We start from the raw sequence: 13,294 nt of genomic DNA, 5'->3' as shown, positions 1-13,294 counted from the left end.
TGACCGTCCGGTCTTTATTTTTCACGCGAATACCAAAAGCTTGCTGCTTTTCATAAGCTTTCGCTGTTCTTGAACTTATTGACCTCATACTCGTTGGCGGCAGGTTCGGCTTCCCCGTTTGTGAAAAACTGCTCCAGCTTCTGAACCGAAACAGCCATTCTCATCTCACCGTCCAGAACTGAAAGGATCGCCTCAGCGCATGACGAGCCGCACAGATCGTTGAATACCCTGCAATGCTCCATTGCGGCTTCTTTGATCAGAAGCCTTGCGTCGGTTATAATTTTCATATTCTCATTCATCAGAAACCTCCAGAACCTTTAAAAGCTTTCTTTTATGATTTTTAGCGGACGCGCACAGCTTCTGAAACGATTCCCTGAGCTGCGGTTCAGTTACAAGCCTTGAGTATTCTTCAAAACGGTAAATCAGATTATTCTGTACGGAAACAAGGTTCTTGATTCCATTGAACTCTTTGACAGTCAGCTTTTTTGCCATTTAACGTTCATGCCTTGACATAAAAATCAAGGACATAAACTTCACCCTCTTTCAGCTAGATTTAAAGCATACCGGCAGAACGCCTTAAATTCAGGCACAGCCCAGCCTATAGGGATATTGTTTCTTGAAAATGAGAAATTATTCCTTAGCCAGAGATAAATTTTTATCAGTACAGCAGAGCGAAACGCAGTAAACCTTTTCCGCTCCCATTTCCTTTAAAATTTCAGAACATTTGTTCATAGTGGCTCCGGTAGTAAAAACATCGTCGCACAATATGACGGTTTTACCTTTAATACTGCCGCTTTTGGGATTTTTATAGTATATCCTTTCCGCAAATTCATGACGCTGACGGGAATTGAGACTGTGCTGCTCAAGACTGTCGGAGGTTCTTTTTAAAAGCCTGAAATCTGTCGCTGCGCCCAGCTCTCCGGCAAGGTACCTTGCAATTATCTCAGCCTGATTATATCCTCTTGAAAGCTTTTTACGCCTTGACATCGGAACCGCGGTTACAATATCTGCCTGATCCATGCCGTCGTTTTCAAGCTTGTCGCATAAAATGCCGCAGGCGTACTGCGCAAAATTTGTGCCGTTACCGTCCTTCAGCGCATATATGCCTTTGACGGCTATATCCTCATAGGAAAATGCCGATACCGCGTAATCAAACGAAAACGCCTTTTCTCCGGCTTTTTCGGAATACCTTACCTGCCACGGAGTATCGTCAAGAAACGGCAGACAGCTTTTGCAGGCTTCGCAGAGAAGCCCGTCCCATGAAATCACCCTGCCGCAGCACGGACAGCGGTTTGGAAATATCATATCCAGCCAGAACCTACAGTTCAAAAGCCTGCTGTTCGTCAGCTTCATCGTCCTTCAGCTCCTTAAGCATATTTTTAAGGCAGGTATATCTCAGCGTTCTGCGGTTGTTGTCGATCATAAATTCCACACGTTTTTTTGAACCGATAATAATCATAAGCTTTTTAGCCCTGGTCACCGCCGTATAAAGCAGATTTCTGTAATACAGCTTGTCAAAGCCTCCGAAAACGGTAAGTATAACGGCGTCAAATTCGCTTCCCTGGCTTTTATGTACTGTTACCGCATAAGCCAGCTCCAGATTGTCCAACATATCGGCGGAATAAACGGCGACTCTGCCCTCAAAATCTATTGTAACCGTTCTGAGTATCTTATTTACGCCAATGATAATTCCTATATCTCCGTTAAAAATACCCGCTCCGCTTTCAGTCTTTTCGTCGTCAAGCGTTTTCTTCCAAAGAATATCATAATCGTTTTTGGTCTGCATTACCTTGTCGCCCTTGCGGTATATATAAAGCGGAGTTTTCACCTCTGATTTTCCGGCGGCAGGAGGATTAAGCTCCTGCTGAAGCTTTCGGTTCAGCTCTACAGTTCCGCTCGGTCCCTTTCTGGTAGGCGAAAGCACCTGAATATTCTCTACAGGCGAATAGCCGTAAGCGTTAGGCAGTCTGGTTTTGCACAGGTCAACTACAAGCCCTTGCAGATCGGTATAATTCAAGCGCTGGAAAAAGAAAAAATCCTTATCCTTCTGAGTAAGGTCTATATGCTCGCCCTTTACGATCCTATGCGCGTTGGTGACTATCGCGCTCTCCTGCGCCTGCCGGAATATCTCCTTAAGCGTAACTACGGGCATTACTCCGCTTTCAATGATGTCTTTAAGCACGTTTCCCGCTCCTACCGACGGAAGCTGATCCGAATCCCCTACAAGCACAAGCTTGCAGGTTATGCTTACCGCCCTGAGAAGCGCCTCGAACAGACAGGAATCCACCATTGACATTTCGTCGATTATCATAACATCGCAGTCAAGCAGATCGTTTTCGTTATGGACAAAACTCAGCGTATCTCCGTCGGAATGCTTTACCTCCAGCAGACGGTGTATGGTTTTCGCCTCAAAGCCGGTAAGATCCGATATTCGTTTCGCCGCCCTTCCCGTAGGCGCGGCGATCATAACGTTAAGCCCCTGCTGCTGATAAAGGGAAATTATAGCGTTCAGAGTTGTGGTTTTTCCCGTTCCCGGACCTCCCGTAAGAACCAGAAAGCCGTGGGATAACGCCAGATTGATCGCCTTGCGCTGCAGCGATTCGTATTTTATGCCGTTCTGCTCCTCGGCTAGATCAATAACCTCAGAAAAATCGATCTTATTGTCATATGAGCACTCTCTCATTACCGAAAGCCTGCGGGCAATATAATCCTCAGCCTTATAAAAATCACGCAGCATAACAAAGGGACGCTTCTGCTTATAATAATAAAACAGGTTTTCCTCCTCAATCTGCCCGTCAAGAATTTCCTTGAACTGACCGCTGTCTATCCCCAGAAACTCGCAGGATATTTTTTCAAACCTGTCAAGCGGCAGGCAGGTATGACCTGAATTGGCGTTTTCTCTTAATACGCAGCTAAGACCGGCTTTTATCCGGTTTTCAGAATCCCTTGGTATTTCCAGCGCTCCCGCAACAGCGTCAGCCTTTACAAACGGCAGGTCGATTCCGTAAATACAAAGCACATATGGATTTGACCTTATCATTGCCTCAGCCGAATCGCCCCATCTTTTCCACGCCCTGATACCTACTGACGCGGGAATGTCGAAAGAATTAAGGTAGATCATAAGCGAACGGACGGCAAAGGTTGTTTTAAATTCCGAAGATATTTTCATAGCCTTCTTTTTTGTTATTCCATCTATAACAATAAGTTTTTCCGGATCGTTTTCGATTACGGAAAGAGTATCCTCGCCGAATTCGTCAACAATTTTCTTGGCAAGCACCGCGCCTACGCCTCCTATAACACCGCTTGCCAGATATCTTCGTATAGCCGAGGGAGAAGTCGGCAGAGAACGTTCGCACATCTCGCATCTGAACTGCTCGCCGAATTTCTGATGAGTTACAAAGCGTCCGGTGCAGACAAGCTCCTCCCCTTCTTCAACATTGCCCATATCCCCGACCACAGTTATAAGCTCATCCTCCCATTTCAGCATGAGCACCGCAAATCCGTTGTCATCGTTGCGGTATATAACGCTGTCGACCTCTCCTTGAATTTTCTCCAAATTTTCCATTTTTAACGTTCCTTAATCAACATACTTATTCATTCCGTAAGCTCTCCGCAGCGGAAAGCCTTCTTTTTTATATAATCCTCCAGGTCGGTAACATCAATAGCGCTGACTATGGAAAATTCCTGCGCAAGACGCCTTGCAGTATACGCGTTTTCGCTTTTTTCCATTATAACAAGAAGTATTTCCCGACCTAAATTCTGGTTCTCAAAAATTTCCTCCCAATAATAGGCGCGTACCGTTCTTTCAAGATTTTTAGTTTTTGCAGTGCATGGAATAACGATATATCCCGGCTTTTCACACCGTCTTTTAACAAACATTATTTTCTTTGCTGCCATACAGGCAATTAACAGCACGCATATAACTATCACTGTAATAATTCCAACCACCGAAAACACCCCTTGTAAGTTTTTTCAATATGCCGGTCCGTGCCGATACAGCCGGACCGAACAGCTGTTGTTTCATTCTATGTTTTCAGTGCGGAAATTGTGAATCTTCAATTATATTTTACTCTTTTTTCACTAAAAAAGCAAGTCCGTAACGTAATTAATAATATCAGTAAGCTGCTGTATATTCGGATACGGCGTTCCTGATTATTAACTTCTGTCAGCATAGCTTGTCTACCGAATGAAATTATATTTTTTCCTTGCAGTATCTCTCAAAGCCTTACACAAGCAAATAAACTTTCAAACACAAAAACACGGCAGAACTTTTATGTTCCTGCCGTGTTTACTTTATACGGATATTTTATCTGTCCTGCTTACCTTTCTTTTTGCTGTAAACAGCCGTTCCCGCCAGAGCGGTTCCGCTTACAAGAACAAACATAAGCAGAAGCACAGATCTGTTATCTCCCGTGTTCGGAGATTTGTCGCCGCTTGTGCTTGAGCTGTCATTTGTAGATTCTGCTTCGCTGTCGCTTGCCGCTGTTGATTCTTCACTGTCGTCCGACTGCGAGCTTTCGGAGTCAACAGCGCTGCTCTCGTCGTCTGCGCTGTCGGTTACAGATGATGAATCCTCCGGAGTTTCCAGAGCAGGAATCTCAACCGCTTCCTTAGCATAGCCGCAGACTGTACATTCCTCGTGCTTAGAACCGGCAGCGCCGACTTCCGCTTCCTTATCTGTTATCCATTCAAAGCTATGAGCCGCTTCATCCGATATTGCTCCACAGGCGCACTCGTGCCAATGATTATCCGCGTCAGCTGTCCACTCAGTTCCGAAGCTGTGACCGCCGCTTGTAATATTGGTGTATACTCCCAACGGCTTTGCGGCTTCACAATCATAAGTGAAGTCCTCCGCTCTGTACACCGCGTAATGCTCATTATTCAGAAGAGGTAAAGCGTCAGCGTCGCCCATATCAACATTCTGATACCAGACGGGCGTTTCAAGCTGTTCCCTGTTCTCGCCCTGATTGTTCAGCAGCCAGCATACCTCGCCGGAAGCAAACTGTTCAGCGGTTTTTGATACGGCTTCTCCGCTGCCGTCTCCGATTCCTGTCAAAGCACTTGTATCAAGATAGCAGCAGTTGCTGATAGTGGAACTATTATTATTCTCTCCGCAAATGCCGCCGACATACATATTTCCACTGACTGCGCCTGTGTTATAGCTGTTGCTGATAGTGGAACTAGCAACATTAGCTCCGCACACGCCGCCGACAAAATTACTTTCTCCGCTGACTACGCCTGTGTTATAGCAGTTGTTGATGGTTCCAGATGATAATCCGCATATACCACTAACCTGAACGCTTTTTCCGCTGACTGTGCCTGCGTTATAGCAGTTGCTGATAGTTCCGTAACTACGTCCGCACACGCCGCCGACATTATAGGATCCTTTTATATAGGAATCAATAACTCCGACATTTTGAATTGTGCCGCTATTATTTCCGAACAAGCCCTGATAACTAGCAGAACCATTGTTGATATAGATACCGCTGATCGTTTTATTGTTTCCGTCAAATGTACCTTTATAAATTTTGCTATTGGAATTTCCTATCGGCGTCCATGCTCTGAAGCCGCTTCCGTCGCCGTTAAGCTCTCCGTCCGAGGTCAGAACGTTCTCGTTGATAACGATATTGTCCATAAGTCTGGCGTTTATGTCCGTATTTCCGCCGTTCACCTGCTCGGCGAACCAGTAAAGCTGATCGGCGGTATATATCTCGTAATATCCGTCAGCCGATAATGCCGGTTCTTCGCCCTCCGCCCATGCTGTTAAAGCCACGCTTCCGGCAGGCACAAGCCCGAGCAGCATACTGAACGTAAGCAGCAGGCTCAAAAGTCTTTTCTGCGCTTTCATACATTAATACTCCTTTATCAGATATTTTTTCAAAACTACAAAAAGGCATATCCCGCCCATAGTCTGCCTATGAACGAAATACGCCTTTCAATCGTTTGATTTTATATAAACTGCCCGATACGGCAGAATTACCCTTTATCCCCAGCATTATGACGCCCCTCAGCATATATGTCCGAAACTTTTTGTAAATTTTCCATAAGAATTTTGAATAATTATATAGGTAAGTATACTTTAAAATTCACAAAAAGTCAAGATTACAGAAGGTTCTTAATGTTTTTTACAGCCACGGTTTGTAAATTTTTTCTGAATATATCAGCGTTTCGGGGGAAAGCCATTTGTCGGACCGCGACTGAAAACAGGCACACGAAAATCAGCTCTATGTGCCTGTTCTTTTATTATTTCAGCTTAATTGGCCGTAAAACCTCATAGCCAATACCCTCGGGATAATGCCGCTGATAACACTGACACTTCTTTTCGTTCCATTCGTACATGGTTCATCCCTCACTTCGACAATAAGTATAATAGCATATCTTTATAAAAGAAATCTTGATGTGTGTTGTGACTTTTAAGCGGTTCTTAATTATAATGAATTTTTCGGCGGTCATATTGTTGACTTATATTATAGCAGGTGCTATAATAATTTTACGGAATAACCCCGTATTGGAGGTGAAATAAGGGTGTTATGTCATATGTATATTGATTTAAGCAAATATCTCTGTGCAAAGTCTGATAACAGGACGATGTTTGCACAGAGATAAGGGATAATCGTCCTGAATCGGATTTTGCACCAATTGATTTCAAAAAACTAAATCAAATAAGGAGTAAAATTCGATGAAACAATTTAATAAATATATTATATTTTGGTTAAGCCAGAGTATTTCTCAGTTAGGAAGCGCAATGACCAGCTTTGCGCTTATTTTATGGACTTATGAGCAGAAACATTCCGCAATGGCAGTTTCCCTCATGTCGTTTTGCAACTACATTCCGTTTATACTTGTAAGTCTGATAGCCGGTTCTTTTGTTGACAGGCATAATAAAAAAGCCGTTATGCTGCTGGCTGACAGTATTGCCGCTATATGTTCTTTCGGGGTATTGATTTTATCTTTTGGCGGAAACCTTCAAGTATGGAATATATATCTGGTCAATCTGATAATCGGAATAATGAACGCGTTTCAACAGCCGGCTTCGGCGGTTGCGATCGGCAGGATCGTCCCGCAGGAGAAAATTTCTAAGGTAAGCGGAATGAATTCTTTCTCCGGCAATCTTACGAATGTTCTCAGTCCGGTTTTATCCGCGTTCATATTTTCCTTCGGAGGCTTAAAAGCCATTCTGATGATCGATTTGGCTAGCTTTTTGATTGCTTTTTTAATTCTCGTATGTGTTATTCATATTCCGGAAGAAAAAAGCGAGCTGCATAAGCAAACCATATTTGCCGGAGCGAAAGAGGGAATGCGTTTTTTGAAAAGCGAAAAAGGCGTCCTATATATTATGCTGACAATGGCGCTTATTAACTTCTTTTCACGGCTGACCTATGAAAATATTCTTTCTCCTATGATACTTGCAAGAAGCAGCGGCAGTAATGAAACGCTGGGAATAGTTAACGCAGTCATGGGAATCGGCGGGATCGCCGGAGGCATGATAGTTTCTTTTAAGAAAGCGGCAAAGAAAAATGTAAAGATGATATATTTTTCAGCAGCTTTGTCCTTTTTGTTCGGAGATATTCTTATGGCGATCGGAAGAAATGCTTTTATATGGTCGCTTGCAGGAATTGCCGCCAGTCTGCCGATCCCATTTATACAGGCAGGGCAAAATGTAATCCTGTACAGCAAGATTCCGAAAGAAATGCAGGGAAGGGTTTTTGCCGTAAGAAATTCAATACAATACTGCATGATACCGTTCGGCATTTTGTTGGGAGGCTTTTTGGCCGATTATGTGTTTGAGCCTTTTATGAAGTCAGATCGCCTGCTGTCAGAATATTTAAGAGTCATCGTTGGAAACGGCGATGGCAGCGGTATGGCAGTTATGTTTTTAATGACTGGAATATGCGGATTTTTAATAAGCTGTTTTGCATATAAACTGCCTGCAATCAGAACGCTCGATAAGACCTGATAACCTTTGCGCTTATTCCCAAAAGCAAAAGCATACTTTCATAAATTTGATATTGTTGAAATAAACCGAGAGGCTGCGCTGTCTCTCGGTCTATTTATTCAACAATTATATCCGCCGCGGAAATTCGTATCACCTTTTTTAAATCTGTCAATGAAAGTTCAACCTGATAACCTATCTTACCTCCGCTGAAAATTATGGTGTCATAGTTTTCGGCGGTTTTATTTATGGTAGTGACAAACTGCTTTTTCATTCCTATGGGAGAACAGCCGCCGTGCACATAGCCGGTGAGCGGCAGAAGCTCTTTTGATTTAAGCATTTCAATTGATTTTTCACCAACCGCCTTTGCCGCCTTTTTCAGATCAAGTTCCTCGGCTACAGGAACCATAAATACATAGTATTTTTTTGATCTGGGGCTGAACGTCACAAGAGTTTTAAACACATGAGCCGGATCCTGACCTAAAGCCTGAGCGACCTCAGCTCCGCTGACGGCGCCGGTACCTGCATATGTATGCTCTGTATATTTAATTTTCTTCTGCTCAAGAATACGCATTACGTTTGTTTTTTGTTCCAAAACGGTCACTTTCCTTTCAAATACTATTATACAGAAAGTTTCTGTCCTTTTCAACAGATTTTAAAAATAAACTGAACTTTTTTATAAAGACAAAAAGCTCAAATATTCACTGTATTGCTCCGGCATAGAATAATAAACCTGACAGAATTCAATTACTTTGTGAAAGTTTGGTGAAAAAGGTTGACTTGTAAACTATTCTGTGATATAATAGTTGTATATTCAACTAATCTATACGGAGGCAGCTGCATGGATCCGCAATACAGGTTCAGTAAATATACTTCGATAATAACAAGAGAATGCAAAGGCTATTACGACAAGGCGCTTAAACAGTTCGGAATAGGAAGCGGTCAGCAATTTTTTCTGATAAATATTTATGAAAATCCGGGGATCAATCTTGCCGACCTTGCACACAAGGGCGGTTTTGATAAAAGCACGATCACCAGATCGCTGAAAAAGCTTCAAAAGCTTGGTTATATCAGAATTGAGGACGACGAGACCGACGGCAGGCGCAGACACGCTTTCGTTACGGATAAAGGCTTTCCGGCCGTAAAACGGATCTATGAAGCCAAAGAGGAAATTAATGAAAAGCTGGTCAAGGGACTTTCGGAAAATGAAATTGAAATTGTCAGCAGACTTATGGTAAAGATAGCGGAAAACGCTTCCAGATATCTTAACTAATAAAAATAAGGAGGCAAAAAGTATGGGAAATAATTATTCGGATATCACCGACGAAATCAGAGAGCTGACCCGCAAATGCGTGGAGCATAATCGGATAGATCCGGAGCTTTACGGCAAATACGACGTAAAGAGAGGACTTAGGGATATAAACGGAAAAGGAGTTCTTGCCGGACTTACCGAAATCTCCGAGGTTCGCTCAAGCGTTGTAAAGGACGGAGTTTCGGTTCCCTGCGAAGGCGAGCTTTTTTACCGCGGAATAAACGTAAGAAATATCATTGACGGGTTTGTAAAGGACAAGCGTTTCGGCTTTGAGGAAATAGTATATCTGCTGTTGTACGGCGAGCTTCCTTCCAGAGAACAGCTTGACGATTTTTCAAGACTTCTGGGTGAATACAGAACCTTGCCTACCAATTTCGTAAGGGACGTTATAATGAAGGCTCCCAGCGACGATATGATGAACACTTTGGCGAAAAGTATCCTTACCTTACATTCCTACGATTCAAACGCCAACGACATTTCTCTTGACAACGTTATGAGACAGTGCCTGCAGCTTATCGCTGTTTTCCCGATACTTTCGGTATACGGTTTTCAGGCTTATAATTTTTATATAGGAAGGCAAAGCTTCTTTATACATCTTCCCGACCCTGAAAAATCAACCGCGGAAAATATTCTTTATCTGCTGCGCCCCGACTGCAAATATACAGAGCTTGAAGCCAGAGTGCTCGACATCGCTTTAGTGCTTCACGCGGAACACGGAGGCGGAAACAACTCTACTTTTACCACACACGTTGTAACCTCCTCCGGCACCGATACCTATTCGGCGATTGCCGCGGCTTTATGCTCGCTCAAAGGACCTAAACACGGAGGAGCCAACATCAAGGTAATGAAGATGTTTGACGACCTGAAAGCAAACGTTCGCGACTGGAACGATGACGAAGCAATTGAAGCGTATCTTACCAAGCTGCTCCACAAGGAAGCGTTTGACAAGGCCGGTCTTATCTACGGAATGGGTCATGCAGTTTATTCCATTTCTGACCCGAGAGCCAAAGTGTTCAGAAGATTTGTCAAGAGCCTGTCGCAGGAAAAGGGGCTTACTGATGAGTTCAATCTCTATTCAAAGGTTGAAGAGCTTGCTCCGAAGGTTATTGCAAAAGAAAAGAAAATTTATAAGGGCGTAAGCGCAAACGTTGATTTCTACAGCGGCTTTGCATACAGTATGCTGGGGCTTCCCATGGAGCTTTATACTCCTATTTTTGCCGTTGCGAGAATTGCCGGCTGGTCCGCGCACCGTATGGAGGAGCTTATAAACGCAGGGAAAATTATCCGTCCGGCATATAAAAGCGTTTCAGAGGAAAGAGAGTACACGCCTCTTTCCGAAAGATAATATATCCTTTCTCAAAAAAACTGTCCAAAGCTTTAATGCTTCGGACAGTTTTTTTATTCAATATTCGCAGGCATTCCGTTTACTGAAATTTCCGGATCGTCAAGATCAATAATAAGACATTTTCTGCCGTCGATGACCCGGGTGTGAACTTTATCCACAGCTTCCTTAGAAATATTTACAGTTATGCTCGGAGCCGACAAAACAGTCCTGCGCTCTACAAGATTGACAGCGGTAAGCGGCTTATCTCCCATAGCCGATTCGTATACCTTCGGGAGCTGCTCAAGCTTGTCCTGACTTACTCCCGCCTCCCACAAAATCGACGATAATTTTCTGTCGTCTACGGTAGGAATTTCAGTTTCATGACTTGACTGATCCACTATTTCGGCGATTTTATCGTTTACGGTAGTTATAAGTCCATAATCAAGCTCGTCGCCGACAACATTATTCAGTATTGCGCGGAAGGTTTCCTTTTCCGATTTACAGGACATGACAAACTCACATCCCAAAAGGTCGTTTACAATTGAAGTGTTGGGCTTATTAGGATTTTTTGTATAGTACAGCACGCCGTTTACATCAGGAGTGCGGTCTGAAAATACCGGAAACAGAAATCCGTCGCTTGGCAGCTCGACTATGCGGTCGCAGGAAGCTTTTTTTACGATCTCATTGGATTCATCACTGTAAATCAAGCCGTCTATACGCAGATTAACGGGACAGATCGCGGTAATAATAAAATTATAATCAATTTCCGATTCCGCGTCGTCAGGTATTTCGTCCGACTTGTTTTTGTTCAGAACGCTGTATGTACAGTGAGCGGAAAATATCGCATAGGTTGATACATACTCCATTTTTTCCGTTATGGCGCTAAGGAACTTATCCGTAATATCATCGTCAAGAAATTTGCTTTTCATAACCTCGTACATAAAAGGCTGAGCTCCGCCCTCAAGATACGCGTCCTTCGGAAACTGATACTCCAGCAGATTCTTTCCTATCGAACCGCTGAGAACCTTTTTCAGTATTATCATTATAAGCTCGGACTCGTCCGCAGGCATGGTATTGTAAAGCTGATTTGACTTGAACTTTATATTCTTTTCCGAATCAACAAACGCCTGAACTACATGATTGACTGTAAAAAAACCGCAGTCGTCGCTGAAATTCTTTTTAATTTCATTTACTTCTTTTTTATTCATTAATGAGCCCTCCGTATTTTTCTATTGTATATTATAGCATATAAGCAGTATCTTTGCAAGGAAAAATTTATACAAAAAGAAAAGCTGTCCGTTTTATAGGACAGCTTTTAAGGCTTTAAACCGGATGTACCTTATTAGCGGCGTCGGAATGTTTTCCGTCGATACCGTATTTCTTGTTCCTTCTCTGCTCAAAGAACTTGGGAGCAACCTTTGGGAACATAGCATAGGTAAGAACGTCCTCCTCCTGCTCGGTCCACTCTGAGCACTCCTTACGCATTTCATCAAGCTCGGGCTTCAGCAAGTCCGCCGGACGGCAGGTTACAGGCTGTTCCTCACCGATGATTTTCTTCTGAAATTCCGGATCTATCTCAACAGGCGTCTTACCGTACTCGCCTTTGACAAGCCCCTTGAATTCCTTGGTTACCGTCTTATATCTTTCGCCCATTATAACGTTGAACACAGCCTGAGTGCCAACGATCTGAGAAGTAGGCGTAACGAGCGGAGGGTAACCTGAATCCTTGCGGACTCTCGGAACTTCCTTCAGAACATCCTCCAGCTGATCCGCTTTACCCGCCTGCTTAAGCTGAGAAAGCAGATTTGAAAGCATTCCTCCGGGAACCTGATAAAGCAGCGCGTTGGTATTTGTCGCAAGCATAGACGGGTCAAGAAGACCGCTGTCAATATACTTCTGGCGAAGCTCCATAAAGTAATCCCTGATCTCATTCAGCTTGACAAGGTCAAGACCTGTATCGTACTCTGTGCCTTGGAATGTAGCGACTATAGACTCGGTAGGAGCGTGCGACGTTCCCAGCGCAAGCGGCGACATAGCGGTATCAACCGCGTCAACTCCGGCCTCTACAGCCTTGAGGATACACATTGAAGCGAGTCCCGAGGTATAGTGAGTATGAAGCTGAACAGGTATGCTTACAACCGATTTTATATCCCTTACAAGAGTTGAAGCCTCATAAGGAGTAAGCAGAGCGGCCATATCCTTGATACAGATCGAATCCGCACCGGCGGCCTCTATCCTCTTGGCGTAATCCATATAATACTCATGAGTAAATACCTCTCCGAGCGTATAGGAGATTGCAACCTGAGCATGACCCTTTTCCCTGTTGGCGGCCTTAATAGCGGTTTCAAGATTACGTATATCGTTAAGAGCGTCAAAAATCCTGATGATATCAATTCCGTTTGCAATAGACTTCTGAACAAAGTATTCTACCAGATCGTCGGCATAATGACGGTAACCCAGCATATTCTGTCCTCTGAACAGCATCTGAAGTTTTGTATTAGGCATAGCCTTCCTGATAGTGCGAAGTCTTTCCCACGGATCCTCGTTTAAGAACCTAATGCAGGAATCGAAGGTCGCGCCGCCCCATACCTCAGCCGAATGAAAGCCTACCTCATCTATCTTTGAGAGAATCGGCTTCATTTCGTCGATCGACATTCTTGTAGCAATAAGCGACTGATGAGCGTCACGAAGGACGGTCTCAGTAATTTTTAGCTTACCCATTTAT

Annotated in this window: 12 protein-coding genes; 3 read left to right on the top strand and 9 right to left on the bottom strand. The window is 43.7% G+C overall.

What is annotated here, in order from left to right:
- Positions 1 to 50: 50 nt before the first annotated feature.
- From EIH25_RS03135 to EIH25_RS03110, 6 genes are all read right to left on the bottom strand, one after another.
- Positions 51 to 299, bottom strand: a complete 249-nt coding sequence (locus EIH25_RS03135) for a hypothetical protein (protein WP_124098488.1) — start codon at positions 297 to 299, stop codon at positions 51 to 53.
- Positions 292 to 492 (bottom strand): hypothetical protein, encoded by a 201-nt coding sequence (locus EIH25_RS03130; RefSeq protein ID WP_124098487.1) that lies wholly within the window; start codon positions 490 to 492, stop codon positions 292 to 294. The genes EIH25_RS03135 and EIH25_RS03130 overlap by 8 nt, the downstream gene beginning before the upstream one ends.
- A gap of 138 nt (positions 493 to 630) precedes the next feature.
- Complete coding sequence (locus EIH25_RS03125) at positions 631 to 1,353, bottom strand: phosphoribosyltransferase family protein (protein ID WP_124098486.1); 723 nt, start codon at positions 1,351 to 1,353, stop codon at positions 631 to 633.
- Positions 1,319 to 3,565, bottom strand: a complete 2,247-nt coding sequence (locus EIH25_RS03120; RefSeq protein ID WP_124098485.1) for an ATP-dependent RecD-like DNA helicase — start codon at positions 3,563 to 3,565, stop codon at positions 1,319 to 1,321. Before EIH25_RS03120 ends, EIH25_RS03125 begins: the two co-directional genes overlap by 35 nt.
- Positions 3,566 to 3,594: 29 nt before the next feature.
- Positions 3,595 to 3,948, bottom strand: coding sequence for a hypothetical protein (locus EIH25_RS03115; RefSeq protein ID WP_124098484.1), 354 nt, complete (start codon positions 3,946 to 3,948; stop codon positions 3,595 to 3,597).
- Positions 3,949 to 4,306: 358 nt separating this feature from the next.
- A complete protein-coding gene (locus EIH25_RS03110; protein WP_124098483.1) occupies positions 4,307 to 5,848 on the bottom strand; it encodes a GLUG motif-containing protein in 1,542 nt (513 codons plus the stop codon).
- Positions 5,849 to 6,679: 831 nt separating this feature from the next.
- Between EIH25_RS03110 and EIH25_RS03105 the strand changes: the two genes are divergently transcribed.
- Positions 6,680 to 7,957, top strand: coding sequence for an MFS transporter (locus EIH25_RS03105; RefSeq protein ID WP_124098482.1), 1,278 nt, complete (start codon positions 6,680 to 6,682; stop codon positions 7,955 to 7,957).
- Between the two features lie 94 nt (positions 7,958 to 8,051).
- Here EIH25_RS03105 and ybaK read toward each other — a convergent pair whose 3' ends face one another.
- Positions 8,052 to 8,528 (bottom strand): Cys-tRNA(Pro) deacylase, encoded by a 477-nt coding sequence (gene ybaK, locus EIH25_RS03100; protein WP_243113073.1) that lies wholly within the window; start codon positions 8,526 to 8,528, stop codon positions 8,052 to 8,054.
- Between the two features lie 246 nt (positions 8,529 to 8,774).
- On the opposite strand from ybaK, the gene EIH25_RS03095 reads away from it, so the two are divergent.
- Together EIH25_RS03095 and EIH25_RS03090 are read left to right on the top strand one after the other, a co-directional pair.
- Positions 8,775 to 9,206: a MarR family transcriptional regulator gene (locus EIH25_RS03095; protein WP_124098480.1), complete on the top strand. Its 432-nt coding sequence runs from the start codon at positions 8,775 to 8,777 to the stop codon at positions 9,204 to 9,206.
- 22 nt (positions 9,207 to 9,228) lie between these two features.
- A complete protein-coding gene (locus EIH25_RS03090; RefSeq protein WP_124098479.1) occupies positions 9,229 to 10,590 on the top strand; it encodes a citrate/2-methylcitrate synthase in 1,362 nt (453 codons plus the stop codon).
- A gap of 53 nt (positions 10,591 to 10,643) precedes the next feature.
- On the opposite strand, the gene EIH25_RS03085 is transcribed toward EIH25_RS03090, so the two are convergent.
- Both EIH25_RS03085 and EIH25_RS03080 read right to left on the bottom strand, forming a co-directional pair.
- The gene (locus EIH25_RS03085; RefSeq protein WP_124098478.1) at positions 10,644 to 11,777 is read right to left on the bottom strand and encodes a DUF4317 domain-containing protein; all 1,134 of its coding nucleotides are present in this window, start codon (positions 11,775 to 11,777) and stop codon (positions 10,644 to 10,646) included.
- Between the two features lie 115 nt (positions 11,778 to 11,892).
- Positions 11,893 to 13,290 (bottom strand): oxaloacetate decarboxylase subunit alpha, encoded by a 1,398-nt coding sequence (locus tag EIH25_RS03080; protein WP_124098477.1) that lies wholly within the window; start codon positions 13,288 to 13,290, stop codon positions 11,893 to 11,895.
- Between the last annotated feature and the right edge of the window lie 4 nt (positions 13,291 to 13,294).

It is taken from the genome of Ruminococcus sp. Marseille-P6503 (assembly GCF_900604945.1).
Lineage (GTDB): Bacteria > Bacillota > Clostridia > Oscillospirales > Ruminococcaceae > FB2012.
Note: the sequence above shows the minus strand (reverse complement) of the source record. Positions and strands in the feature narration are given on the sequence as shown.